The sequence below is a fragment of the Streptomyces sp. 1-11 genome (genome assembly GCF_007176755.1).
Lineage (GTDB): Bacteria > Actinomycetota > Actinomycetes > Streptomycetales > Streptomycetaceae > Streptomyces.
On record NZ_BJTV01000013.1, the window covers coordinates 1 to 25,730 of the forward strand.

A 25,730-nucleotide genomic window follows, 5' to 3' on the forward strand; every position below is an offset into this window, starting at 1 on the left:
GGGCACGACGTTCTCCCCGTCCACCTCGACCACCGCGTCCGGCGCGGCCCGCAGCGCGGTGTGCAGCACCGCCCGGTCCTCGGTGACGTTGATCCGCTCACCACGGAACATGGCGTCCCGCAGGCCGAAGACGTCCCTCGCGGCGGCCAGCTCGCGCAGCAGCCGCAGCGTGTCGTCGGTGACCAGGTGCTTGGAGTAGTCGATGTGGAGGTCACCGACCTGCAGCGTGTACCCGGCGCCGCGCTGCGGATCGGCGGCGAACAGGTCCCGCAGATGGCTGCCGGCCAGCTCCTGACGGTGCTCGGCGAGAGCTCGCCACTCGGGTGTCCGGTCGAGCCCGGTACGGGCGTCTGCGTTCATCTCGACGTCAGCCTTCTTTCCTGCGACCTGTCCTGTTGTGCGCCTTGCCCCGCTGCCGGTCCCAACCTAGTTGATCAGCACGACGGACGAGCGCTCATGCGCGTCGTCCACGCGGGCAACAACAGGTACGTCCGGCTTGCGGGCAGGTGTCGGCGCGACGGCGGCAGGAAGGCGGAAGGCGGCCGCGCGCGGGCGTCCCGCGACGACCGCGGCCGGGCGCCCGTGGGCGCCCGGCCGTCGCAAGTCTCAGATCTCGCCGCGCAGTTTGGCGAGGGCCTCGGCGAGGATCGCCTCGCCGTCCGCGTCGCTGCGCCGCTCCCGTACGTACGCGAGGTGCGTCTTGTACGGCTCGGTGCGGGGCGGGTCCGGCGGGTTGTCCCGGTCCTGGCCGGCCGGGAAGCCGCAGCGCGGGCAGTCCCAGGTCTCGGGCACCTGCGCGTCGCTGGCGAAGCTGGGCTGGGTCTCATGCCCGTTGGAGCACCAGAAGGAGATGCGCAGACGCGGCGCGGACTCGCCGCGCTCGGCCTCGCCCATCGGCCCCGCCCCGACCCGGCTACCTCGGATCGCGTTGCCACTTGCCACGGTCGTAACTCCCTGCGTGATGGTGCCGCAAAGCGAGTCGGCGTTTCGCTTCGCTGCGAGCGCCTCAGTCTACGTAAGGCCCAACGCGCGTCCAGTGATTGGAGTTACCGGCCCCGCACCTAGACGCAAGCCCCATGATAGGCCGCGCACAGGAGCGCGTACCCAACATGGGGCCTTACGTGCGGAATGGACGTACCCGGGCGGCGCGGATCAGCCGTTCGACTTCATCAGCAGGCCGAGGACGACGATGCAGGCGAACCACAGCAGGCCGACCACGATGGTGATCCGGTCCAGGTTGCGCTCGGCGACCGAGGAGCCGCCGACGGACGACTGCATGCCGCCACCGAACATGTCGGAGAGGCCGCCGCCCTTTCCCTTGTGCATCAGCACCAGCAGCATCATCAGCAGGCTGAAGACGATCAGGGCGATCGAGAACCCCAGAACCACGGCTGGACCAACTTCCTCGGAATCGGATGGACGACGGGGGCACAGCACCTGGGCCGTGCCCCCGCAAGGGTACGACGAATCGCCGTTACCGCCTACTCACAGCCCTGATCACTGATCGCGGAACCGAACGATCTTCACGAACTCGTCGGCGTCCAGCGAGGCGCCGCCGACCAGGGCGCCGTCGATGTCGGCCTGCGCCATGATCTCGGCGACGTTGCCCGACTTCACGGAGCCGCCGTACTGGATGCGGACCTTGTCGGCCAGCTCCTGGGAGTACAGCTCGGCGAGCTTGGCGCGGATGGCGGCGCAGACCTCCTGGGCGTCCGCGGCGCCGCAGACCTTGCCGGTGCCGATGGCCCACACCGGCTCGTAGGCGATCACGACCGTCTCGGCCTGCTCGGCCGGGAGGTCCTTCAGACCGCCCTCGACCTGGGTGAGGGTGTGCGCGACGTGGTCGCCCGCCTCGCGCACGTCCAGCTCCTCGCCGACGCACAGGATCGGGGTGAGGCCGTGCTTGTAGGCGGCCTTGACCTTGGCGTTGACGATGTCGTCGGTCTCGTCGTGGTACTGCCGGCGCTCGGAGTGGCCGACCGCCACGTACGTGCACTTCAGCTTGGCCAGCATCGAGCCGGAGATCTCGCCCGTGTAGGCGCCGGAGTCGTGCGCCGACAGGTCCTGGGCGCCGTACTTGATCCTGAGCTTGTCGCCGTCGACCAGGGTCTGCACGGAGCGCAGGTCGGTGAAGGGCGGCAGGACGGCGACCTCGACGGCCTCGTAGTCCTTGTCGGCCAGGGCGAAGGCGAGCTTCTGGACGTGCGCGATGGCCTCGAGGTGGTTGAGGTTCATCTTCCAGTTGCCCGCCATCAGCGGCGTGCGGGTGCTCAAAGGTCAGTCCTCCAGTGCGGCGAGGCCGGGGAGCGTCTTGCCCTCGAGGTATTCGAGGGAGGCGCCGCCACCGGTCGAGATGTGGCCGAATGCGTTCTCGTCGAAGCCGAGCGTACGCACGGCGGCGGCGGAGTCACCGCCGCCCACGACGGTGAAGCCGTCGGTGTCGAGGAGAGCCTGGGCGACCGCCTTGGTGCCCTCGGCGTAGTCGGGGTGTTCGAAGACGCCCATGGGACCGTTCCAGAAGACGGTCGCGGCGTCGGCGAGCTTCGAGGCGTAGAGCTCGCGGGTCCTCGGGCCGACGTCCAGGCCCTCCTGGTCGGCGGGAATCTTGTCCGCGTCGACCACGGTGTGCTCGGTGGGGGCCTTGGCCTTCAGGTCCGGGAACTCCGGGGAGACCACGACGTCGACGGGGAGCACCAGCTCGACGCCCTGCTTCTCGGCGCGCTCCATGTACTCGGTGACGGCCGGCACCTGGTCCTCCTGGAGCAGGGAGATGCCGACCTCGTAGCCCTTGGCCTTGAGGAAGGTGTAGGCCATGCCGCCGCCGATGAGGAGGCGGTCGGCCTTGCCGAGCAGTTCGTCGATGACGGCGAGCTTGTCGGAGACCTTGGCCCCGCCGAGCGCGACGACGTAGGGGCGCTTGACGTCCTCGGTCAGCTTCCTGAGGACGCCGACCTCGGTGGCGATGAGGTGGCCGGCGTAGTGCGGCAGGCGGGCCGGAAGGTCGTACACGGAGGCGTGCCTGCGGTGCACCGCGCCGAAGCCGTCGCCGACGTAGACGTCGGCGAGGGCGGCGAGCCGGTCGGCGAACGCGCCGCGCTCGGCGTCGTCCTTGGCCGTCTCGCCCGGGTTGAAGCGGAGGTTCTCCAGGACGGCGACCTGGCCGTCGGCGAGGCCCGCGACGGTCTCCTGGGCGGACTCGCCCACGGTGTCGGCAGCGAAGGCCACGTCGGAGCCGAGGAGTTCACCCAGGCGGGAGGCGGCCGGGGCGAGGGAGAAGGCCGGGTCCGGGGCGCCCTTGGGGCGGCCCAGGTGCGAGGCGACGACCACCTTGGCGCCCGCGTCCGCGAGGGCCTTCACGGTGGGCAGGACGGCGCGGATGCGGCCGTCGTCGGTGATGGTCCCGTCGGCGAGCGGCACGTTGAGGTCGGCGCGGACGAAGACCCGCTTGCCGCTCACGCCGTCGGCGAGAAGTTCGTCGATCGTCTTCATGCGGTGGACTCCTGAGGAGGGCTCTTGATGCCCCTGATCGTATGGGGGCGTGGTCCGTACGCGAGACAGGGCCCGGACAGCGCGACGGTGCGCTGCCCGAGCCCTGCTCTCACTTCCAGGTCCTGCTGCTGTGATCTGCGGCGATCAGAGCTGGTTGCCGACGAAGACCGTCAGGTCGACGAGGCGGTTGGAGTAGCCCCACTCGTTGTCGTACCAGCCGATGACCTTCACGTTCTTGCCGTCCTGGACCATGGTCAGGGACGAGTCGAAGGTGCAGGACGCCGGCGCGTTGACGATGTCCGAGGAGACGATCGGGTCCTCGGTGTAGTCCAGCAGGCCCTTCAGCTCGCCCTCGGCGGCCTTCTGGAAGGCGGCGTTGACCTCGTCCTTGGTGACCTCGCGGCCGAGCTCGACGACCAGGTCGGTGACCGAGCCGGTCGGGACCGGGACGCGCATGGCCATGCCGTCCAGCTTGCCCTTGAGCTGCGGCAGGACCAGCGCGGTGGCCTTCGCGGCACCGGTGGTGGTCGGGATGATGTTCTCGGCGGCGGCACGGGCGCGGCGCAGGTCCTTGTGCGGGAAGTCGAGGATGCGCTGGTCGTTCGTGTACGCGTGCACCGTCGTCATCAGGCCCTTGACGATGCCGAAGTTCTCGTCGAGCACCTTGGCCATCGGCGCCACGCAGTTGGTGGTGCAGGAGGCGTTGGAGATGACGTGGTGGTTCGCCGGGTCGTACTTGTCCTGGTTGACGCCCATCACGATGGTGATGTCCTCGTTCTTGGCCGGAGCCGAGATGAGGACCTTCTTCGCACCGCCCGCGATGTGCTTCTCGGCGTCTTCCTTCTTGGTGAAGATGCCGGTCGACTCGATGACGATGTCGACGCCCAGCTCGCCCCAGGGGATGTCGGCCGGGTTGCGCTCGGACAGGACCTTGATGGTGTGACCGTCGACGGTGATCGTGTCGGCGGTGTGCGAGACCTCCTGCTTGAGGCGGCCCAGGATCGTGTCGTACTTGAGCAGGTGCGCCGTGGTGGCGGTGTCACCCAGGTCGTTGACAGCCACAACCTCGATGTCCGCACCCTGCTCCAGCAGCGCCCGGAAGTAGTTACGGCCGATACGGCCGAAGCCGTTGATGCCTACGCGGATCGTCACGAACCGATCTCCTCGTTGGTACGCCGGCCATGCGGTGCCGGCGAGCTGTATTTGGGATGTCCCCGACCACCCCCGACCCTACCGCTCCGGGGGCCCCGGGGTGACATCGAGATGCCGCATACACGGGCAGGCGGTCCGTACCCGTCAGTAGGGTACGGACCCTCCCGGATCGACGTTCGTTTCACTCCCATTTGTCACGGACTGCGAGTGCCCGCCGGCGTTTTTTTCACTCGTTCGTGAGCGGGTCGGCTCACCTGATGACCATGCTCCGCCGCACTGTTGAGAAGGGGTTCCGCTCACCTGTCGAGCGCGGCCAGCGCCTTCCTCGTCACGGCTGCCCGGTCGGCGGCCGACGGCACCTGTTCCAGGCCGAATCCGATCAGCACCGTGTGGTCGGTGGTGACCGCTCCGTAGGTCTGGAACAGGGTTCCGGCGCGCGTCCAGTCCTTCAGCACCGCCGGGCTGCCCGGGGGCGGCCCGGACGCCTTCCAGGGGCCCAGCGACGACTCGAACCCCTCGGTCTCCCTCGCCGTGCCCCCGACGACGAGGGAGGCGTCGTCGGCGAGGACGCCGTGCCCGCCGCTGCCCGGGTCGGTGACGTAGGCGATGGAGACCTCCACGGTCCGGCCGGCGTAGGCGCTGAGGTCGAAGCGGGTCTGCCGCCAGCCGCCGGAGCTGCCGGTGAGGCTGTGCCACGAGCCGGTGGCGCCGGTCGCGGTGCAGGTGCCGCCGTCGAGCGTCAGGTAGTGCCCGAGCCACGGGTGCTCGCCGATCAGGAAACCGGCCCCGCACTCGGCCGGCACCGAGTCCGTGGTGGCCCCGCCCGTCTCCGGCAGGGTCGTCCAGTCGTCGGCGCCCGCTGTGTGCGCCTCGATCACCGCGTGGTCGTAGCCGGGTTCGGTGTCCCACAGCAGCCGGGCGGAGAGGGTGGGGCGGTCGGACGCGGCGACACCGGTGAGGTCGATGGTGCGGGTGAGGCGTTTGTAGGCGTCGTCGGTGTGCACCGCGGCGGCCATGGCGGTGCCGCTGTACGGGCCGTACGGGTTGACGGTGCCTGCGAACCGGCCCGCGCCCTCGCTCCTGAACCGCGGGTACGTGGAGGGGGGCAGCTCGTCGGAGGTGACGCCGTAGGTGCCGGCCCGATCCAGCGGATTGCCGGGCGCGTCGCCGAGGGCGCCGCTGTAGCCGGCGAGGGCGCCGGAGCCGGTGAAACCGGTGGCCCCCTTGGTCGAGGTACGGCTGTAGGCGCCCAGGTAGTACTGGCTGAAGTCGTCGGACAGGGTGCCGTCGCCGAGGTCGACGCCGCCGCCGGCCAGCTCGCCGGCCTCGATCAGCCTGCCGCCCTCGTTGAGGTAGGCGCGCAGCTGGAGCTGGGTGGCGTTGGCCGGTCCGCTCGCGCCCGAGTAGTGCACGACGGTGCGGAAGTGGCTGAGCACGCCGAGGGCGTCCGGGGCGCCCTGGCGGGCCACGTCCCACACGACCGCGCGGCGTCCGGCCGCCCGTAGCGCGTCCACGTACGTCCGCGCCTCGGTGGCCGTCGCGCCTTCCTCGGCGACGACGAGGGTGTCCGCCGGGGGCCGCTCGGCGACGGTGTACGTGAAGTGCGGGCCGGTGGCCCTTGCGCCCCTGCCGGTCGCGCCGGTGAACCACACCTCGACCCGGTCGCCCGGCCTGCCGCCGGGCACTGTGGCCCGGTACTCGTCGAAGTAGAGGTTGTCCTCGCCGCCGTAGGTCCGGCCGCCCTTCCAGGGCCGCAGCGGCCGCTCGTGCGTACGGCCGCCGTTGACGCGGTACTTCAGCTCCTTGCCGCGCACCGCCCTGCGGACGACGGCGGAGACCTGCTGGCCGTCGCCGCGGGAGTACGACGTGCTGAACGCGGCCGGGCTGATGTCGGGGGCGTCGAGCCCGACCGGGGAGACCGGCCGGTCCGGGTGGGCGGCAGTCTCGGCGACGGAGAGCGCGAACGGGACGTTCTTGGCGAACTCCTGCTGGATCAGCTTCTCGTCGTCGGGGAAGTTGAAGACCGACTGGCAGTCCTCTGGCTTCCAGGCGTCGTCCGGGTCGACGGCCGACGCGGTCTGGCAGGTCGACATCTCGGGGGTGAACATCGAGACACCGTTGACGTTCGAGGCGTGGCCGTCCGCCTCGCCGTTGGTGGTGTACAGCTCCGAGGAGAGCTGGGAGCGGTAGCCCGGGACGGCCGGCCGGGCGGGGGTGCCGGCGAGCGCCCGGTAGAGGACGTCGTCGGGGGTGGGGGTGGCCACCTGCCAGCCGACGCCGTACAGCAGGAGTTCGGCCGCGGAGTGGTAGTTGACGGCGTACCTGAACCCGACCCGCTTCTCCAGCGCGTCGACGGCCCTGGTCTCGGGCTCGGAGCCGGGGCTCGGGCCGCGGTAGGTCTGGCTGGTGGGGCTGGGGGACGAACCCTCGTCGTCGTAGCCCCACTTGTAGGCGAAGTTCCGGTTGAGGTCGACGCCGTCGCCGGTGCTGATGACACCGTCGCCGTTGTTGTCGCGGAGGTTCTTGCGCCACAGGCGGTTGGCGGGGCTCTTGAAGGTGTGGTCGTAACCGTCGGGGTTGGCGGAGAGGACGAACCACAGCTCGGTCGTGTCGACGATTCGCCTGATCCGCCGGTCGGTCCGGTAGTTGTCCAGGTAGTAGTGCATCAGCCGGCGGGTCGTCTCCGGCGTGATCCACTCGCGCGCGTGCTGGTTGGACATGTACAGCACGGAGGGCCGGGAGCCGTCCTTCGTCTTCCTGGCGTCCCTGGTCAGCCGGAGGGCGAGGATGTCCTGGCCGTCCACGGTCCGGCCGATGGACTCGACCTTGGTGAGGCCGGGGTTGGCCCGGGCCGTCCGCAGGATCTCCTCCTTCAGGCCGCCCTTGCCGCTGTACGGGCGGAACACGCCCTGCGCGGCGCTCTTCAGGCGGGCCGCGGTCCGGTCCGGCAGGGTGTGCTCGGTGAGCCGGACGCCCTGCCGTTCGAGCGTCCGCGCCTGCCCTTCGGTCAGATAGACCTCGACGGCGGTCCGGCCGCCCGCGGCGGCCTGCCCGGACAGCTCACGGCCGTCCTGGCCGGCCGCGAGGAGCAGGGGCACCTGCCGGCGGGTGACCTCCGAGCGGTAGACCTTCACCTCGTCGGGGCGGGACGGGGCGGAGTCCGCGCTGCGGGCCTGGGCGACGGGCGTGAGGCTCGCCGCCGCGGCGAGGAGCGCGCCGACGGCGAGGACCGATCTCGCTCTGTGTCTCATGAACCCCCCTCGGACCTGACCGCCACAGCGGCGACCAGGCTGCCAGGTTCATGTCACTCCATGATCGAGTCAAGGGCGCCTCATGGACAGGCAAACGCCGGTGCCGGCGACCCCAAGTGGGCGCCGGCACCGGCGAGTTGACGCGGAAGAGATCAGCCGGCCAGGTTGTCCGCCAGCTCCTCCGAGAGGTTGGCCTCCGTGCCCGGGATGCCCAGGTCGGAGGCGCGCTTGTCGGCCATCGCCAGCAGCCGGCGGATACGTCCGGCGACCGCGTCCTTGGTGAGCGGCGGGTCGGCGAGCGCGCCCAGCTCCTCCAGGGAGGCCTGCTTGTGCTCCATGCGCAGGCGCCCGGCGGCGGCAAGGTGCTCGGGCACCTCCTCGCCGAGGATCTCGAGGGCCCGCTGCACCCGGGCGCCCGCGGCCACGGCGGCGCGGGCCGAGCGGCGCAGGTTGGCGTCGTCGAAGTTGGCGAGCCGGTTGGCGGTGGCCCGCACCTCGCGCCGCATCCGGCGCTCCTCCCAGGCCAGCACGGACTCGTGCGCGCCGAGCCGGGTCAGCAGGGCGCCGATCGCGTCACCGTCGCGCACGACCACCCGGTCCACCCCGCGCACCTCGCGGGCCTTGGCGGCGATGGACAGCCGACGGGCCGCACCCACCAGGGCGAGCGCGGCCTCCGGACCGGGGCAGGTCACCTCCAGGGAGGAGGAGCGGCCCGGCTCGGTCAGCGAGCCGTGCGCCAGGAACGCTCCGCGCCAGGCGGCCTCCGCGTCGCAGGTGGCCCCCGAGACCACCTGCGGGGGCAGGCCGCGGATGGGACGGCCGCGGCCGTCGACGAGCCCGGTCTGCCGGGCGAGCTGGTCGCCGCCCGCCACCACGCGCACCACGTAGCGCGAGCCGCGACGCAGGCCTCCGGGCGCCATCACGATCAGTTCCGAGCTGTGGCCGAAGATCTCCAGGATGTCCCGCTTGAGCCGGCGGGCGGCCATCGCGGTGTCCAGCTCCGCCTCGATCACGATGCGCCCGCTCACCAGGTGAAGGCCGCCGGCGAACCGCAGAATGGCGGAGACCTCCGCCTTCCTGCAGCAGGTCCGGGTGACGGGGAGCCGGGAGATCTCGTCCTTCACCGCTGCCGTCATCGCCATGGGCCGATCCTTCCATGCATCCGAAAAATACGGTCGTACGCGGCGGCCAACAGCTCCGGGTCGTGCCGGGGGCTTCCGTCGGTCCGGGCCACCGGGGCCAGCTCGACCGCGGCTCCGAGCCGCTTGGCGGCCTCGGTGAGCGAGTCACGGTCGGGCACGGCGGCCTCGTCGGCAAGCACCACGTCCAGGGCGAGTTTAGGGGCGTGTCGCCCCAAAACCTCCAAATGACGCTGCGGGGAGAAGCCGTCGGTTTCTCCGGGCTGCGGGGCGAGGTTCAGCGACAGTACACGGCGCGCCTTGGTCGCGGTGAGGGCGTCCAGCAGCTCGGGCACGAGCAGGTGCGGGATCACCGAGGAGAACCAGGAGCCAGGTCCGAGCACCACCCAGTCCGCGTCCAGGACGGCGGCGACGGCCTCCGGGACGGCGGGCGGGTCGTGCGGCACGACGTGCACCGACTGCACCTCGCCCGGGGTGAGGGCCACCGTGGCCTGGCCGCGGACGGTGTCCACGTCCTCGGGGCGCTCCGGGTCGTGCCCCTTGACCAGGGCCTGCAGCTCCAGCGGCACGGCGGACATGGGCAGCACCCGCCCGTGCGCGCCGAGCAGCTTGCCGACCAGGTCCAGGGCCTGGACGTGATCGCCGAGCTGTTCCCACAGCGCCACGATCAGCAGGTTGCCGACGGCGTGGTCGTGCAGGTCGCCCTGGGACTGGAAGCGGTGCTGGATGACGCGGGCCCAGGTCTGGCCCCAGTCGTCGTCCCCGCACAGCGCGGCCAGCGCCTTGCGCAGGTCACCGGGCGGCAGCACGCCCAGCTCGTCGCGCAGGCGCCCGCTGGAGCCGCCGTCGTCGGCCACCGTGACGACCGCGGTGAGGTCGCCGGTGATCCGGCGCAGCGCGGCGAGCGAGGCGGACAGGCCCATGCCGCCGCCGAGCGCGACGACCTTGGGCTGGGCCCCGCGTCTGCGGGGCCGGCCGCCGCGGGCCTCCACCGGGCGGACCGCCCGGCCGTCGGCCGTGGTGCGGCTCGAGCGGCTGTCAGGCACCTGCCGGCGCAGCCGGCTCAGCCGCCGTGTACGTTCCGTCATTCCCGTCCCATGTCCCGGTGCACGACCACCGTCTCCACGCCCTCGGCCACGAGGCGCGCGGCGAGCTTCTCCGACATGGCCACCGAGCGGTGCTTGCCCCCGGTGCAGCCGATGGCGATGGTCACATACCGCTTGCCCTCGCGCCGGTACCCGGCCGCGACGAGGCGCAGCAGCTCGGCGTACCGGTCGAGGAACTCCTTGGCGCCGGGCTGGTTGAAGACGTACGCCGCGACCTCCTCGTTGAGGCCGGTGTACGGGCGCAGCTCCGGGACCCAGTGCGGGTTGGGCAGGAAGCGCATGTCCGCGACCAGGTCGGCGTCGACGGGGAGGCCGTACTTGAAGCCGAAGGACATGACGGTGGCCCGCAGCTCGGGCTCCTCCTCGCCGGCGAACTGGGCGTCCATCTTGGCGCGCAGCTCGTGCACGTTCAGGCTGGAGGTGTCGATCACCAGGTCGGCGTCGCCGCGCAGCTCGCGCAGCAGCTCGCGCTCGGCGGCGATGCCGTCGACGATCCGGCCGTCGCCCTGCAGGGGGTGCGGGCGGCGCACCGACTCGAAACGGCGCACCAGGGCGTCGTCGGAGGACTCCAGGAAGACGATCCGCCGGGTGACGTGCTTGGCCTCCAGGTCGGCGAGGGACTCGCGCAGGTTGTCGAAGAAGCGGCGGCCGCGCACGTCGACGACGACCGCGATCCGCGCCACGTTGCCCTGGGAGCGGGCGCCCAGCTCGACCATGGTGGGGATGAGGGCCGGCGGGAGGTTGTCGACGACGAACCAGCCGAGGTCCTCCAGGCACTTCGCCGCCGTCGACCGGCCGGCTCCGGACATGCCGGAGATGATCACCAGTTCGGGGATGGCCGCCTCGGCGGGGCCGGCCGGTGTGACGTCCGTGCTCACCTTTGCTCCGTTGTCCTGAACCGGCTGCCGCGGGTGTCCGCCGGCCGCCTGCCGCGGCTGGTTCCCGCCCGCTTCCCCGTGCGCCTGTTCTCGCTGTGCCGTGGGGTGTTCGTCGTGCTCGGTCATGTCTCCTGCCCCCGTCGTTCGTCCGGGAGGCCCGCGGTCACGGGCTCTCCCGCGGAACCCGCCGTCGTACCGGGTTCCTCGTCCTCAATGATCTCTCCGGTCGCCGTGTTCACGGCGGGTCCGGCCGGGACCGCCCCGGCGAGGGCCGCGGCGATCGTCTCGGCCGTCTTCCGGCCTATCCCGGGCACTTCCTGGATCTGTTCGATTGTGGCGGACCGCAGCCTCTTCACCGAGCCGAAATGCTTGATGAGCGCCTGTTTGCGGGTGTCGCCGAGGCCGGGCACGTCGTCCAGGGGGCCGGCCCGGAAACGCTTGGCGCGCTTGGTGCGCTGGTAGGTGATCGCGAAACGGTGGGCCTCGTCGCGGACGCGCTGGAGCAGGTACAGGCCCTCGCTGGTGCGCGGCAGGACCACCGGGTCGTCCTCGCCGGGCACCCACACCTCCTCCAGGCGCTTGGCGAGGCCGCACACGGCGATGTCGTCGATGCCCAGCTCGTCCAGCGCCCGCCGGGCCGCGGCGACCTGCGGCTGTCCGCCGTCGACGACCACGAGCTGGGGCGGGTAGGCGAACTTCCGCGGGCGGCCGTCCTCGTCCTTGAGGGCGCCGTCGATCACCTCCGTGGCGGTGAGCGGAACCGTGCTGCCGCCCGCCGGCGCGGCGGCTTCAGCGGCAAGCCCGGCCACTCCCCCTGCCGGAACCGCTCCGTCGCCCGCCGGAACGGCCCCTCCGCCCGCCGGAACGGCTCCGTCGCCGGTGCGCGTGGTCCCTCCGTCGGCGCTGGTCTCCTCGCCGTCGGCCCACTCCCCCGTGCGCTCCTTCTCGGCGAGGTAGCGCCGGAAGCGGCGGCTGATCACCTCGTGCATGGAGCGGACGTCGTCCTGCCCGGCGAAGCCCTTGATCTGGAAGCGCCGGTACTCGCTCTTGCGCTGCAGCCCGTCCTCGAAGACGACCATGGAGGCGACCACGTCGTCGCCCTGGAGGTGCGAGATGTCGTAGCACTCGATGCGCAGCGGGGCGCTGTCCAGGTCCAGGGCCTCGGCGATCTCCTCCAGCGCGCGCGAACGCGTGGTCAGGTCGGAGGCGCGCTTGGTCTTGTGCAGGGCAAGGGACTGCTGGGCGTTGCGCTGCACGGTCTCCATGAGCGCCTTCTTGTCGCCGCGCTGCGGCACGCGCAGCGAGACGTTCGCCCCGCGGCGGCCGGCCAGCCACTCCTGGACCGGCTCGACCGGCTCCGGCAGGGCCGGGACCAGCACCTCCCTGGGCACGGCGTCCCCGCTCTCCTCGCCGTAGAGCTGCTGCAGGGCGTGCTCGACCAGGGCGCCGGTGTTGACCTCCTCGACCTTGTCCGTCACCCAGCCGCGCTGGCCGCGCACCCGGCCGCCGCGCACGTGGAAGATCTGCACCGCCGCCTCCAGCTCGTCCTCGGCGACGGCGATGAGGTCGGCGTCGGTCGCGTCGGCGAGCACGACCGCGCTCTTCTCCATGGCCTTCTTCAGGGCCCCGATGTCGTCGCGCAGGCGGGCGGCCCGCTCGTACTCCATCTCCTCCGCGGCCTGGGTCATCCGCTTCTCCAGGCGGCGGAGGTAGGTGCCGGTGCGGCCGGCCATGAAGTCGCTGAACTCCTCGGCCAGCTCCCGGTGGTCCTCAGGGGAGATCCGGCCGACGCAGGGGGCGGAGCACTTGCCGATGTAGCCGAGCAGGCAGGGACGGCCCGTGCGGGCGGCGTTCTTGAAGACACCGGCCGAGCAGGTGCGCACCGGGAAGACCCGCAGCAGCAGGTCGACGGTGTCCCGGATGGCCCACGCGTGCGCGTACGGGCCGAAATACCTGACGCCCTTCTTCTTGTGACCGCGCATCACCTGAACGCGCGGGAACTCCTCGTTCATGGTGACCGCGAGGTACGGGTAGCTCTTGTCGTCGCGGTACTTGACGTTGAACCGGGGGTCGTACTCCTTGATCCAGGAGTACTCCAGCTGCAGCGCCTCGACCTCCGTGGACACCACGGTCCACTCCACGGACGCGGCGGTGGTCACCATCGACCGGGTGCGGGGGTGCAGGCCCGCCAGGTCCTGGAAGTAGTTCGCCAGGCGCTGGCGCAGGCTCTTCGCCTTTCCGACGTAGATCACCCGGCGGTGCTCGTCACGGAACCTGTACACCCCGGGAGAGTCCGGGATCTCACCCGGCCTGGGGCGGTAGCTGGAGGGATCGGCCATGCTTCACACCCTACTGGCGAGCACCGACACCGCGTCGGGCCTGTGGACGGCGCACCGGGCGGCCGCTCCCGGGAGGGATCCGGGCGGTCGCTCGGCGGGCGGGCGGACGGGCCGGAAACGGCGTGTGAGGGGGGCCGTGACCCGGCCGGAGCGGACACCGGCCGGTCCGCGGTGTTGTCGGGGCATGGTCAACACGCTTCAATGCGTGGGAACTCGGGACCGTGCCACCGGGCACGGACGCGACGTGCGCGGACATGGGCCTGCCCGGGTGCCCACGGGGGTGGCAGCCGCGCCGGCGCCAGCGGTCCGACCAGCCGTTGTGACACCTCACAGAAAGGCCTCTGTCCATGCGGCACGCCACAGAGCACGCGGACGTCCCCACCCCCGAACTGGACACGGCCCTGCGGGGCGGCCCCTTCCACGTGGCGCTGCGCGCCGCGATCGCCGCGCGCGGACTGCCGCTGCAGCGCGTGCAGCACCACCTCTCGCGGCACGGGGTCAGGGTCGGCATCACGAGCCTGAGCTACTGGCAGCAGGGGGCCCGACGCCCGCAGCGCCCGGAGTCGCTGCGCGCGGTACGGGCGCTGGAGGAGATCCTGCGGCTGCCGGAGGAGTCGCTGATCCGGCTGCTCACCGAGTCCGGCGAGCCCGCGACGGGCGGCCGCCGCCCGGCCCGCTCCTACCGCTCCCTGGCCGCGGCGTGCGACGCCGGGAACCGGCTCCGCGCCGACCTGGACTGGTCCCTGGACGGGGGGCTGCACACCCTGGGCCGGCACGAGCGCGTCCGGATCGGCGCCCGGCGCGAACTGGCCGGGCTGGAGTCCCACCACATCGTGCGGGCGCACCTCGACGGCGCCGACCGCTTCGTCGCCGTGCACCACGGCGACCCCGGCTGCAGTCCGGGCGGGATGACGGTGCACGCCCTGGAGAACTGCCGCACCGGCCGGGTCCGCTGGGACCAGGACACCGGTGTGCTGGTGGCGGAGCTGCTGTTCGGCACCCGGCTGCGCTCCGGCGACACGTTCCTCTTCCGCTACGGCGTCGAGGACGGCACGGCCGGGGTCTGCGGCGAGTACGTCCACCGGTCCGGTTTCCCGGGCGGCCAGTACGCGCTCCAGGTGAGCTTCGACGGTGCCGCGCTGCCGGCCCGCTGCCACCGCTTCACCCAGCACACCCCGGCCGCCCCGCGCGGCGGCCGGCAGGAGCTGCGGATCAGCGCGCCGCACCGCAGCGTCCACGTGGTCGAACCCCGGATCAGGCCGGGGCTGGTGGGCATCGCGTGGGAGTGGGAGTGAACCCGCGGGAACGGCCCCGCTCAGGCGCCGGGGCCGGCGACGATCCGTCCCTTGGAGACGCGGACCGGGAGTTCGCCGAGCGGCTCGGTCGCCGGGGCCTGCAGCACTTTGCCGGTCACCGCGTCGAACTCGCTGCCGTGGCAGGGGCAGACCAGCGTCGTGCCCCGCAGCTTGTTGATCACGCAGCCCGCGTGCGTGCAGACCGTGCTGTAGGCCTTCAGAGCGCCGCCCGCGTCCCGGCTGACCACCACGTTCCGGTCCCGGTAGAGCTTCGCGCCGCCCTTGGCGACCTCGTCCTCGGCGCCGAGGTCGACCGGCGTGGTGGGGGTCGCGTCGGCCGAGTCGCCGCCCGGGGAACAGGCGGCGAGCCCCAGCCCCGCTGCCGGGACCACCGCGGCTCCGCGAAGGACGGTACGACGACTCGCTGACGGTCGGGCGGGCATCAGGATCTCCACTGGTCAGAGGAAGTGCAGCCCGACGATACCCGGGGCCGGCCGGAGGGTCGGGGGCGGGGCTGGGGGCCGAGGGCTGGGGCGGGGGCTTGGCTGGGCGGCGGGTCCTGAGGGCCGGGGGTGGGGCGGTTCGGGGGACGGGTGGTGGCGGAGAAGTCGGTCGTCGGGCGCGTAAACGCTTGCGCAAGCGTTTACGCGGGCTGGGCGGATGGGATACCTTCCCGGCCGAAGGGCCACCGAACGGGCTCCGGCGGCCGCCGGGTGCCGCCGCTGGATCGCCTACGGCTGCCGCGGTTGCCGACGGCTGCCGCGGTTGCCGACGGCTGCCAACGGCTGCCGACGGCAGGGCGTACGGCTCGGACGCCTCGGGCTCACCGACCGCTGGAGAAGGGACGCCGCGATGCCCACCATGGCCGACGTGGCCCGCAGCGCCGGTGTCTCCGTGGCGACCGTCTCCCACGTGCTCAACGGCACGCGCCCGGTACTGCCCCACACCCGCCGGGCCGTGCTGGACGCCGTCGACGCGCTCGGCTACACGCCCAACACCCTGGCCCGCTCACTGGTGACGTCCCGCACCCGCTCCATCGGCCTCGCGGTGTCGGCGATCAGCAATCCGTACTTCACGGAGATCCTCCAGGGGGTGGAGGCCGCCGCCCTGGACGCGGGTTACGGCCTGCTCATCGCCGATCCGCACGACGACCCGGTTCACGAGCGCAAGGTCGTCCAGCTCCTCCACGAACGCCGGGTCGACGGCGTGATCGTCGCCCCGTCCGCCCAGCCGCGGGACCTGGTGGCCTATCTCGGCCGGCATGCCGTGCCGGCCGTGTTCCTGGACCGGGTGCTCCCGGCCGACGGCCACCTCGCAGGCGCGGCTGCCCCATACCGCGCCCCCTTCGACCAGGTGTGCGCCGAGAACAGCGGCCCGATGGCGGACCTCGTCGGCCACCTCGCCGGGCTGGGCCACCGCCGGATCGGCCTGGTCGCCGGGCTGCCCGGGCTCAGCACCACCGAGGAACGGGTCGCCGGCTACCGGCGGGCCCTGGCCGCCGCCGGGCTGGCCTTCGACGCCGGCCTCGTGGTGTCCGGTCACTCGGAGTCGGCCGGCGCGGAGCGGGCGACGGCCGAGCTGCTCGCCCTGCCCGCTCCGCCCACCGCGCTGGTCACGGCGAACAACGCCATGACCATCGGCGCCCTGCGCGCCCTGCGCGAGCGGGCTCTGGCCGTGCCGGGCGACCTCGCGCTGTGCTGCTTCGACGACTTCGCCTGGGCCGACCTGTTCTCACCCCGGCTCACCGTCGTCGCCCAGCCCAGCAGGGCGCTCGGCGCCGAGGCCGTCCGCGTGCTCCTGGAGCGGCTGGCGGCCCCCGGCAGGCCCACGAGGACGATCCGGCTGCCCTGCGCCTTCGTCCACCGCACCTCCTGCGGCTGCCCTGAACAGCGGGACGCCGCCCCGGGTCGCCGGGACGGGGCCGCTGGCCGCCCGCCGGCCGGGCCCGTCGTCGGCCACACCGAACCGTCCCCCGGGACGACAGAACTGACCGCGCCTTCCGAGAGGGGAACCGCCTCGTGATCGTCGTCGCCGGAGAGGCACTGATCGACCTGGTCCCGCGCGGCCCGGGCGCCCTGGCCGACCTGAAGCCGGCGCCGGGCGGCGGCCCGTACAACACCGCCGTGGCGCTCGGCCGTCTCGGCTCCCCCACCGCCTTCTGCTCGCGCACCTCCGAGGACGCCTTCGGGGAGGCCCTGCTCGACGGGCTGCGGCGGGCGGGGGTGGAGGTGACGGACGTGCAGCGCGGCCCCGAGCCGACCACCCTCGCCGTCGCCACGCTCGACACCGGCGGCTCGGCCGCCTACTCGTTCTACGTGGACGGCACCGCGGACCGCCTCTTCACCGTCCCCGCGTCCCTTCCCGCGGGAACCCGCGCGGTGTCCTTCGGCACCTGCTCACTCGTCCTGGAGCCCGGGGCGAGCGCCTACGAGAAGCTGATGCGCGAAGCGGCCGCACAGGGCCTGTTCACCGCACTCGACCCCAACATCCGCACCGGTCTGATCCCGGACGCGGACGCCTACCGGAGGCGCTTCGGCGACTGGCTGCCCTCGGTCACGCTGCTGAAGCTGTCCGAGGAGGACGCCGAGTGGCTCGGCGGCACCCCACGGGAGTGGCTGGCCGCGGGCCCGTCGGCCGTAGTGGTCACGCGGGGCGGCGATGGCCTCACCGTCCACACCCGGAACGGCGCGGAGTACTCCGTACCAGGCGAGAAGGTCGAGGTGGTGGACACCATCGGCGCCGGTGACACGGTGAACGCGGCCCTGCTGCACGGACTGGCCGCCCAGGACGCCCTGTCGCCCGGGGCACTGGCGGCACTGGGACCGGACGGCTGGCGGCGGCTGCTGCGGTTCGCGGCGCGCGCCGCGGCGATCACCTGTTCCCGGGCGGGGGCGGAGCCGCCGTTCGCGGCCGAGCTGGACGGGCCGTGACCCCGTCCCACGACGCGCGGGCGGCGCCCTGCGGGGAGTTCCCGCGGGGCGCCGCCCGCCCGACGGCGCGTCAGGACGCCGTCGGTGACGTCAGGCCTTGCGGGCCCGCGTCGTCTTCTTGGCCGGTGCCTCCTTCTTGGCCGGTGCCGCCTTCTTTGCGGCGGCGGCCGTCTTTCCGCCGGCCGTGCCGTCGGCCTTGGCCGTCACCGTCTTCCGCGCCGTCGACCGGCTTCCTGGACGCAGTGCCGCGCGGCGCCTTCACCGGCTGGGCGTCGCTGATCCGGTCGGCGCCGAGGATCTCGCGCAAGAACTTGCCGGTGTGGCTGGCCGGGACCCCGGCGACCTCCTCGGGCGTGCCCTCGGCGACCACGAGACCGCCGCCCGCGCCGCCCTCCGGGCCCATGTCGACGAGCCAGTCGGCGGTCTTGATCACATCGAGGTTGTGCTCGATGACGATGACCGTGTTGCCCTTTTCCACCAGGCCGGAGAGGACCTTCAGCAGCTTGCTGATGTCCTCGAAGTGCAGACCGGTGGTCGGCTCGTCCAGGACGTAGACCGTGCGGCCGGTGGAGCGCTTCTGCAGCTCGCTGGCGAGCTTCACGCGCTGGGCCTCGCCGCCGGACAGGGTGGTCGCGGACTGGCCGAGCCGGACGTAGCCGAGGCCGACGTCCTTCAGCGTGCGCAGGTGCCGGGAGATGGCGGGGACGGCCTCGAAGAAGTCGGTCGCCTCCTCGATCGGCATGTTCAGCACGTCGGCGATGGACTTGCCCTTGTAGTGGACCTCCAGGGTCTCCCGGTTGTACCGGGCGCCGTGGCAGACCTCGCACGGGACGTACACGTCCGGCAGGAAGTTCATCTCGATCTTGATCGTGCCGTCGCCCGCGCAGTTCTCGCAGCGGCCGCCCTTGACGTTGAAGGAGAAGCGGCCGGGCAGGTAGCCGCGGACCTTCGCCTCGGTGGTCTCGGCGAACAGCTTGCGGATGTGGTCGAAGACGCCGGTGTAGGTCGCCGGGTTGGACCGCGGGGTGCGGCCGATGGGCGACTGGTCGACGTGCACGACCTTGTCGACCAGGTCGTCGCCGTCGACGCGCGTGTGCCGTCCGGGGACGTTGCGCGCGCCGTTCAGCTCGCGTGCCAGGTGCGTGTACAGGATGTCGTTGACCAGCGTCGACTTGCCGGAGCCGGACACGCCGGTCACGGCGGTGAACACCCCCAGCGGGAAGGACACGTCGATGTCCTGCAGGTTGTTCTCCCGCGCGCCGTGCACGGTGAGCTGCCGGGACGGGTCGCGGGGGCGCCGTACGTCGGGCAGCGGGATCGACTTGCGGCCCGAGAGGTACTGGCCGGTCTGGGACTCGGTGTTGGCGAGCAGTTCCTTCAGGGAGCCGCTGTGCACGACCTTGCCGCCGTGCTCACCGGCGCCGGGGCCGATGTCCACGATCCAGTCGGCAACCTTGATGGTGTCCTCGTCGTGCTCCACGACGATGAGTGTGTTGCCCATGTCGCGCAGTCGGACCAGCGTCTCGATCAGCCGGTGGTTGTCCCGCTGGTGCAGGCCGATGGACGGCTCGTCCAGCACGTACAGCACGCCGACCAGACCGGAGCCGATCTGCGTGGCGAGACGGATGCGCTGGGCCTCGCCGCCGGAGAGGGTGCCGGCCGCGCGGTTGAGCGAGAGGTAGTCGAGGCCGACGTCGACCAGGAACCTCAGCCGCTCGTTGACCTCCTTCAGGACCCGCTCGGCGATCTTCTTGTCGCGTGCGCTCAGCTTCAGCTCGCCCAGGAAGTCCGCGCAGTCGCTGATCGACATCGCGGAGACCTCCGCGATGGACTTCTCCATGACCGTCACGGCCAGGACGATCGGCTTCAGGCGGGTGCCCTCGCAGGAGGGGCAGGGCACCTCGCGCATGTAGCCCTCGAACCGCTCACGGCTGGCGTCGCTCTCGGCCTCGCTGTGCCGGCGCTTGACGAACGGCACCGCGCCCTCGAAGGGGGTGGTGTAGACGCGCTCGCGGCCGTACCGGTTGCGGTAGCGGACCTCGATCTGGGTCTTGTGGCCGTACAGCAGGGCCTTCCGCGCGCGCTGGGGCAGGCCCGCGAAGGGGATGTCGGTGCGGAAGCCGAGGGCGTCCGCGAGGGCGCCGATCAGACGGCTGAAGTAGTCCTTGGTGTGACCGTGCGACCAGGGGTGGATGGCGCCCTCGTCGAGGGACTTGTCCTCGTCCGGGACGATCAGCTCGGGGTCGACCTCCATGCGCGTGCCGATGCCGGTGCACTCGGGGCAGGCGCCGAAGGGCGAGTTGAAGGAGAAGGAGCGCGGCTCCAGCTCCTCGAAGGACAGGTCGTCGTACGGGCAGTACAGGTGCTCCGAGTACATGCGCTCGCGCTCGGGGTCGTCCTCGGGGAGGTCGACGAAGTCGAGCACGACCATGCCGCCCGACAGGCCGAGGGCGGTCTCGACGGAGTCGGTGAGCCGGCGCTTGGCGGAGTCCTTCACCGTGAGGCGGTCCACGACCACCTCGATGGTGTGCTTCTCCTGCTTCTTCAGCGTGGGCGGCTCGGAGAGCTGGATCGTCTCGCCGTCCACGCGGGCGCGGGAGTAGCCCTTGGTCTGGAGGTCCGAGAAGAGGTCGACGAACTCGCCCTTGCGCTCGCGCACCAGCGGCGACAGCACCTGGAAACGGCTGCCCTCCGGCAGCTCCAGGACCTTGTCGACGATGGCCTGCGGCGACTGGCGCGAGATCGGGCGGCCGCACTCGGGACAGTGCGGCTTGCCGATGCGCGCGAAGAGCAGACGCAGGTAGTCGTAGACCTCGGTGATGGTGCCGACCGTCGAGCGCGGGTTGCGCGAGGTCGACTTCTGGTCGATGGACACCGCCGGGGACAGGCCCTCGATGAAGTCCACGTCCGGCTTGTCCATCTGGCCGAGGAACTGCCGGGCGTACGAGGAGAGCGACTCCACGTACCGCCGCTGCCCCTCGGCGAAGATGGTGTCGAAGGCCAGCGAGGACTTGCCCGACCCCGACAGGCCCGTGAAGACGATGAGCGAGTCGCGCGGGAGGTCGAGCGAGACATTCCTCAGGTTGTGCTCGCGCGCTCCACGGACGATGAGACGGTCGGCCACGCCGGTCCGCACCTTTCTTGAGAGAAGTGACAGGGGCCGGGGCCCCCGTGCTTCTTCCGAGACTAGGGGGAGCCACTGACAGCGCCGGTCGGATTCCGGGATGCATAACAATCCCGAGCCCTCAGGCATGCCCGGTGCCGCCTTCGACGATATAGCACGTGCTTTCGATTTACGGGCGAGCTTCACCACCTTCACCCGAAGGGGTGGCGCTACTAGGGTCGGGCGCATGATTGATCACGCTCATGACCTGGCATGTGTACGGGAGGCGACCGAGCGGCTCCTCACCGCTGTCGCCAAGCTGGACAACGCCTCACAGGCCGAGCCGTCACGGCTGCCCGGCTGGACGCGCGGACACGTCCTCGCCCATCTCGCCCGCAACGCGGACGCCCTCGTGAACGTCCTGGAGGGCCGGCCCATGTACGAGAGCGCCGAGGCGCGGGACGCCGACATCGAGCGGGACGCCCGGCGCACGCTGGACGCCCAGCTCACGGACGTGCGCGAGAGCGCCGCCCGGTTCCAGCGGGCGGGGGCCGTGCCGGCGGACTGGACGCGCACGGTGGAGCTGCGCAACGGCGTCACCGACGCCGCGGCCCGGCTGCCGTTCAGGCGGTGGGCCGAGGTCGACCTGCACCACGTGGACCTCGGGATCGGATACGAGCTGGAGGACCTTCCGGCGGAGTTCACGCAGCGGGAGAGCGGCTTCCTCGCCGACCGCTTCGCCGGGCACCCGGAGATCCCGGCGACCCGGGTCACGGACGGCACGCGCGAGTGGCGCACCGGCCGCGAGGCGGCCGTGACCGAGGTCACGGTGAGCGGGGCGCCGGCCGACCTGCTGGGCTGGCTCGCCGGCCGCCGCCCGGGGACCGCGCTGGAGGTGACGGGCGGCACGCTGCCGAAGCTGCCTCCGCTGTAGCGCGACACGGGTCCCCGGGCGCCGGCCCGCTATAGGCTGATCACCATGACGTACAGCGGAGAGGTCAGGGTCGGCGGGCCCGCGGACGTGCACGAGCTCAAGGACCTGATGATCACCAAGATCGCGGTCGGCCCGATGGACAACAACGCCTACCTGCTGCGCTGCCGGGCCACCGACGAGCAGTTGCTGATCGACGCCGCCGCCGACGCCGGGGCGCTGCTGGGCATGATCGGTGACGACGGCATCGCGTCCGTCGTCACCACCCACCGGCACGGCGACCACTGGCAGGCGCTCGCCGAGGTCGTCGCCGCCACGGGCGCCCGGACGTACGCCGGCCGCGAGGACGCCCCCGGGATCCCGGTGAGCACCGACGTCCTCGTCGACGACGGCGACGTCATCCGGGTGGGGCAGGTGGAGCTCACCGCGCGCCACCTCGTCGGGCACACCCCGGGCTCCATCGCCCTGGTCTACGACGACCCGCACGGCCACCCGCACGTCTTCACCGGCGACTGCCTCTTCCCGGGGGGTGTCGGCAACACCCACAAGGATCCCGAGGCGTTCGCCAGCCTGATCCACGACGTCGAGACGAAGATCTTCGCCGCGCTGCCGGACGAGACCTGGGTCTACCCCGGCCACGGCAACGACACCAGCCTCGGCACGGAACGGCCGCACCTGCCGGAGTGGCACGCGCGCGGCTGGTAGGCCGCGCGGGCCCGACCCACGCCGGGCGTACGCCCTCGATGCGCGCCCGGCGCGTGCCACGTGGCGTGCGCCCCGTGTGAACTCTTCACACGCGCCGGGTACGCGTGCGCGCTCCCCGGATCCCGTGACACGCGGTCAACTGGTGGCAGCCCCGCCCAGGACGACGGCACCTGAGCGGTATGGGCCGCCGGTCACCAACCCCGCCCTCGGCCGGCGGCCCGGGCCGGAGTGTGTGCGGCGCCCGCCGTGTTCGCGCCCGGACGGCCGCCCGGCGCCGCGGTGGGCTACGCGTCGGCCCGCGCCGCTCCCACCAGCGCGACGGCCCGCTCCACGCCGAACACGTAGCCCTGCACCCCGCAGCCCGCGATCACGCCGTCGGCCCGCAGCGAGACGTAGCTGTGGTGCCGGAACGACTCGCGCTGGTGGATGTTGGAGATGTGCACCTCCAGCACCGGCATCCCGTCGCAGGTGTTGAGCGCGTCCAGGATCGCGATCGAGGTGTGGGAGTAGGCGCCGGGGTTGATGACGATGCCGCAGTGGTTCGTCCGGGCCTCGTGGATCCAGTCGACCAGCTCGCCCTCGTGGTTGGACTGCCGGAAGTCCACCGTGCCGCCGTGCGCCGCCGCGGCCTCGGCGCACATCGCCTCGACGTCGGCGAGCGTGTCCGTGCCGTAGATCTCTGGCTGGCGCAGGCCGAGGAGGTTCAGGTTGGGCCCGTTGAGGATCATGATCGGGGCGTTGGCCAGGGTGCGGGGCACGGTTCCTCCGGTCCGTTCTGGGCGGTGTGTTCACGACCGCTTGTCGCCCCGGTCTATCACGGCAGGGCGAGCGGCCGAGGGGCGCGTACGCCGGTCCTTCCGGGCGGCGCCGCGGGGCTCCGGTCAGCTCCGCGCGCCCCCGTAACCCAAGATCACTACGGATGGTTGACGCGGTATGCAGCCCGTACGCCCCGTGAGGGCGCCTTCCATGCCGCGGCTGGCGGCCGCCTCGCTCGCCGGGACCTCGATCGAGTTCTACGACTTCTTCGTCTACGGCACCGCGGCCGCCCTGGTGCTGGGGCCGCTGTTCTTCCCGACGTTCTCGCCGTTGGCCGGGACGCTCGCGGCGTTCGGGACGTTCGCGGTGGGATTCGTGGCCCGGCCGCTCGGCTCGGTGCTCTTCGGACACCTCGGCGACCGGCGCGGACGGCGGCCGGTGCTGGTCGTCTCCCTGCTGCTGACCGGCGCCTCGACGGTCGCGGTCGGCTGCGTGCCCGCCTACGGCACGATCGGGGCGGCCGCCCCGGTGCTGCTGCTCCTGCTGCGCTTCCTGCAGGGGCTGGGGCTCGGCGGCGAGTGGGGCGGGGCGGTGCTGCTGACCGCCGAGCACGCGCCCGCGGAACGCCGTGCCCTGTGGTCGAGTTTTCCCCAGGTGGGGCCCGCCGTCGGCTTCGTGCTCGCCAACGGGGTCATGCTCGCGCTGTCGGCCGCCCTGCCCGACGACCGCTTCGCGCAGTGGGGCTGGCGGGTGCCGTTCTGGGCGGCCGGGGCGCTGGCGCTGGCCGGGCTGTGGCTGCGGGCCTCGCTGCCCGAGAGTCCCCGGTTCCTGGAGATCGACGACCACGCGCGCCTGCCGCTCGCGGAGGTCGTGCGGTGCCACGGGCGGCTGGTGCTGCTGACGGCCGGGGCGCTGGCCGTCGGGTACGCGGTGTTCTACGCGGTGACGACATGGTCGCTGGCGTACGCCACCGGGCGGCTCGGGGTGAGCCGGACCGTGATGCTGAGCTGTGTCATGGCCGCGGTGGTGGTGAAGGGGGCGCTGACGCCCGTCATGGCGCTGCTCGGCGACCGCTACGGCCGCCGCCCGCTGTGCCTGGCGGGGTGCGCGGGCTGCGCGCTGTGGATGCTCCCGATGGTCGCGCTGCTGGGGACCGGCGAACCGCTGCTGATGTTCCTCGGCATCCTGGGTGCGCTGATCGCCTTCATCGCCATGTTCGCGGTGATCGCCGCGTACCTGCCGGAGCTGTACGAGGCGCGGGTGCGCTGCACGGGCGCCGCGGTCGGCTACAACCTCGGCGGGGTCCTGGGCGGCGCGCTCACCCCGATCGTGGCGACGGCGCTGGCGGAGCACGGCGGGCGGGTGCCGTGGGGTGTGGGCGCGTACCTCACGGGGGTCGCACTGGTGAGCCTGGCCTGCTTCGCGCTGCTGCCGGAGACGCGGCCCGCGCCGGCGGCCGAACCGGCCACGGGCAGCCCAGGAGGGCCGGCGCGGGCCCGGACGAGCCCTATGGGTTGATCGCGAGTTCCAGGTAGGCCGCGAACAGCACCAGGTGCACACCGCCCTGCAGCGGTGTGGCCCGGCCCGGCACCACGGTCAGGGAACTGACCACCACGGTCAGCGCCAGCAGCAGCATGTGGGTCGCGCTGAGGCCGAGGACGAGCGGTCCGGACAGCCAGATGGAGGCCAGGGCGACGGCGGGGATGGTCAGGCCGATGCTGGCCATCGCCGAGCCGAGCGCGAGGTTGAGGCTGGTCTGCACCCGGTCCCGGCGCGCCGCGCGCAGCGCCGCGATGGTCTCGGGCAGCAGCACGAGCAGGGCGATGATCACGCCGACGACCGCCTGGTGCAGGCCGGCCGCCTCCACACCGGACTCGATGGTCGGCGACACCCCCTTGGCCAGTCCGACCACACCGATCAGCGCGAGGCCGAGCAGGCCGAGGCTGATCCGCGCCGTGCGCGCGGACGGCGGTCCGGCGTGGTCGTCCCCGGTGATCACGTCACCCTGCCGGGTGATCGGCAGGAAGTAGTCACGGTGCCGCACGGTCTGGGTGGTGACGAACAGGCCGTACAGGATCAGTGAGGACAGCGCGGCGAAGGTGAGCTGGACGGTGGAGAATTCGGGGCCGGGTTTGCTGGTGGTGAAGGTCGGCAGCACCAGGCTGAGCGTGGCGAGGGTCGCCACGGTGGCCAGGGCGGCACCGGTGCCCTCGGGATTGAAGACCGCGGTGCCGTGCCGCAGGGAGGCCACGAGGAGACTCAGTCCGACGATGCCGTTGCAGGTGATCATGACGGCGGCGAAGACGGTGTCCCGGGCCAGGGTGGCGCTCTTGTCGCCGCCGTCGGCCATGAGGGTGACGATCAGGGCCACTTCGATGATCGTGACGGCGATGGCCAGCACCAGGGAGCCGAAGGGCTCGCCCACCCGGTGCGCGACCACCTCGGCGTGGTGCACCGCGGCGAGGACGGATCCGGCGAGGATCAGGGTGACCAGCACGACGAGCGGGCCGGGGAGACTGCGGCCCCAGGTGAGGATGAGCAGGACGACCGCGAGGACCGGCACGAGGAACGTCCACTGGGTGGTGAGCGGTCTGAGCCGAGCGATCATGTTGCGATCGTGACAGACAGGTACAGGATTCGCATTACGTTCTTTTCG

The 25,730-nt window shown here is 72.1% G+C and carries 19 protein-coding genes and 2 pseudogenes; 6 read left to right on the forward strand and 15 right to left on the reverse strand.

The annotated features are described in order from the left end of the window. The 11 genes and pseudogenes from TNCT1_RS25390 to uvrC all read right to left on the reverse strand — a co-directional run. Positions 1-360 (reverse strand): annotated as a pseudogene (locus TNCT1_RS25390) (glucose-6-phosphate isomerase); the annotation flags it as partial. Between the two features lie 246 nt (positions 361-606). Continuing rightward, the gene (locus TNCT1_RS25395; protein ID WP_003976875.1) at positions 607-942 is read right to left on the reverse strand and encodes an RNA polymerase-binding protein RbpA; all 336 of its coding nucleotides are present in this window, start codon (positions 940-942) and stop codon (positions 607-609) included. Between the two features lie 210 nt (positions 943-1,152). Next, a complete protein-coding gene (gene secG, locus TNCT1_RS25400; RefSeq protein WP_268894183.1) occupies positions 1,153-1,383 on the reverse strand; it encodes a preprotein translocase subunit SecG in 231 nt (76 codons plus the stop codon). Between the two features lie 114 nt (positions 1,384-1,497). Next, positions 1,498-2,274: a triose-phosphate isomerase gene (tpiA, locus tag TNCT1_RS25405; RefSeq protein WP_143636170.1), complete on the reverse strand. Its 777-nt coding sequence runs from the start codon at positions 2,272-2,274 to the stop codon at positions 1,498-1,500. A gap of 3 nt (positions 2,275-2,277) precedes the next feature. Then, on the reverse strand, positions 2,278-3,489 hold the full coding sequence (gene pgk, locus TNCT1_RS25410; protein WP_143636172.1) for a phosphoglycerate kinase: 1,212 nt from the start codon (positions 3,487-3,489) through the stop codon (positions 2,278-2,280). A 144-nt stretch (positions 3,490-3,633) separates the two neighbouring features. Beyond that, a complete protein-coding gene (gene gap, locus TNCT1_RS25415; RefSeq protein WP_143636174.1) occupies positions 3,634-4,641 on the reverse strand; it encodes a type I glyceraldehyde-3-phosphate dehydrogenase in 1,008 nt (335 codons plus the stop codon). Between the two features lie 296 nt (positions 4,642-4,937). Continuing rightward, positions 4,938-7,892, reverse strand: coding sequence for a M14 family metallopeptidase (locus TNCT1_RS25420; protein ID WP_174266447.1), 2,955 nt, complete (start codon positions 7,890-7,892; stop codon positions 4,938-4,940). A 152-nt stretch (positions 7,893-8,044) separates the two neighbouring features. Then, a complete protein-coding gene (whiA, locus tag TNCT1_RS25425) occupies positions 8,045-9,034 on the reverse strand; it encodes a DNA-binding protein WhiA (RefSeq protein ID WP_061919442.1) in 990 nt (329 codons plus the stop codon). After that, a complete protein-coding gene (gene yvcK / locus TNCT1_RS25430; RefSeq protein WP_143636176.1) occupies positions 9,025-10,119 on the reverse strand; it encodes a uridine diphosphate-N-acetylglucosamine-binding protein YvcK in 1,095 nt (364 codons plus the stop codon). Before yvcK ends, whiA begins: the two co-directional genes overlap by 10 nt. After that, positions 10,116-11,141 carry an RNase adapter RapZ gene (gene rapZ, locus TNCT1_RS25435; RefSeq protein WP_143636178.1) on the reverse strand — a complete coding sequence of 342 codons (1,026 nt, stop codon included), beginning with the start codon at positions 11,139-11,141 and terminating at the stop codon, positions 10,116-10,118. The genes yvcK and rapZ overlap by 4 nt, the downstream gene beginning before the upstream one ends. Then, positions 11,138-13,354 carry an excinuclease ABC subunit UvrC gene (gene uvrC, locus TNCT1_RS25440; protein ID WP_143636180.1) on the reverse strand — a complete coding sequence of 739 codons (2,217 nt, stop codon included), beginning with the start codon at positions 13,352-13,354 and terminating at the stop codon, positions 11,138-11,140. The genes rapZ and uvrC overlap by 4 nt, the downstream gene beginning before the upstream one ends. Positions 13,355-13,701: 347 nt before the next feature. On the opposite strand from uvrC, the gene TNCT1_RS25445 reads away from it, so the two are divergent. Next, the gene (locus TNCT1_RS25445; RefSeq protein ID WP_143636182.1) at positions 13,702-14,649 is read left to right on the forward strand and encodes a hypothetical protein; all 948 of its coding nucleotides are present in this window, start codon (positions 13,702-13,704) and stop codon (positions 14,647-14,649) included. 20 nt (positions 14,650-14,669) lie between these two features. Here the strand turns inward: TNCT1_RS25445 and TNCT1_RS25450 are convergent, their stop codons facing one another. Next, positions 14,670-15,092 (reverse strand): Rieske (2Fe-2S) protein, encoded by a 423-nt coding sequence (locus tag TNCT1_RS25450; protein ID WP_143636184.1) that lies wholly within the window; start codon positions 15,090-15,092, stop codon positions 14,670-14,672. Between the two features lie 409 nt (positions 15,093-15,501). On the opposite strand from TNCT1_RS25450, the gene TNCT1_RS25455 reads away from it, so the two are divergent. Beyond that, a complete protein-coding gene (locus tag TNCT1_RS25455) occupies positions 15,502-16,671 on the forward strand; it encodes a LacI family DNA-binding transcriptional regulator (RefSeq protein ID WP_143636186.1) in 1,170 nt (389 codons plus the stop codon). Next, positions 16,668-17,579: a carbohydrate kinase gene (locus TNCT1_RS25460; RefSeq protein ID WP_143636188.1), complete on the forward strand. Its 912-nt coding sequence runs from the start codon at positions 16,668-16,670 to the stop codon at positions 17,577-17,579. Before TNCT1_RS25455 ends, TNCT1_RS25460 begins: the two co-directional genes overlap by 4 nt. Positions 17,580-17,669: 90 nt before the next feature. Here the strand turns inward: TNCT1_RS25460 and uvrA are convergent. Beyond that, positions 17,670-20,703 (reverse strand): annotated as a pseudogene (gene uvrA, locus TNCT1_RS25465) (excinuclease ABC subunit UvrA). Positions 20,704-20,929: 226 nt separating this feature from the next. Between uvrA and TNCT1_RS25470 the strand changes: the two are divergent. Next, positions 20,930-21,616, forward strand: a complete 687-nt coding sequence (locus TNCT1_RS25470) for a maleylpyruvate isomerase family mycothiol-dependent enzyme (RefSeq protein WP_143636190.1) — start codon at positions 20,930-20,932, stop codon at positions 21,614-21,616. 45 nt (positions 21,617-21,661) lie between these two features. Further along, entirely contained in the window at positions 21,662-22,318 is a 657-nt protein-coding gene (locus TNCT1_RS25475; RefSeq protein ID WP_143636192.1) for an MBL fold metallo-hydrolase, read from the forward strand. A gap of 284 nt (positions 22,319-22,602) precedes the next feature. Here TNCT1_RS25475 and aroQ read toward each other — a convergent pair whose 3' ends face one another. Next, the gene (gene aroQ / locus TNCT1_RS25480; RefSeq protein ID WP_143636194.1) at positions 22,603-23,076 is read right to left on the reverse strand and encodes a type II 3-dehydroquinate dehydratase; all 474 of its coding nucleotides are present in this window, start codon (positions 23,074-23,076) and stop codon (positions 22,603-22,605) included. A gap of 208 nt (positions 23,077-23,284) precedes the next feature. On the opposite strand from aroQ, the gene TNCT1_RS25485 reads away from it, so the two are divergent. Then, positions 23,285-24,592 (forward strand): MFS transporter, encoded by a 1,308-nt coding sequence (locus TNCT1_RS25485; protein ID WP_143636197.1) that lies wholly within the window; start codon positions 23,285-23,287, stop codon positions 24,590-24,592. Here TNCT1_RS25485 and TNCT1_RS25490 read toward each other — a convergent pair. Further along, positions 24,582-25,682 (reverse strand): calcium:proton antiporter, encoded by a 1,101-nt coding sequence (locus TNCT1_RS25490; protein ID WP_143636200.1) that lies wholly within the window; start codon positions 25,680-25,682, stop codon positions 24,582-24,584. The two genes, TNCT1_RS25485 and TNCT1_RS25490, sit on opposite strands and share 11 nt — an antisense overlap. Positions 25,683-25,730: the final 48 nt, after the last annotated feature.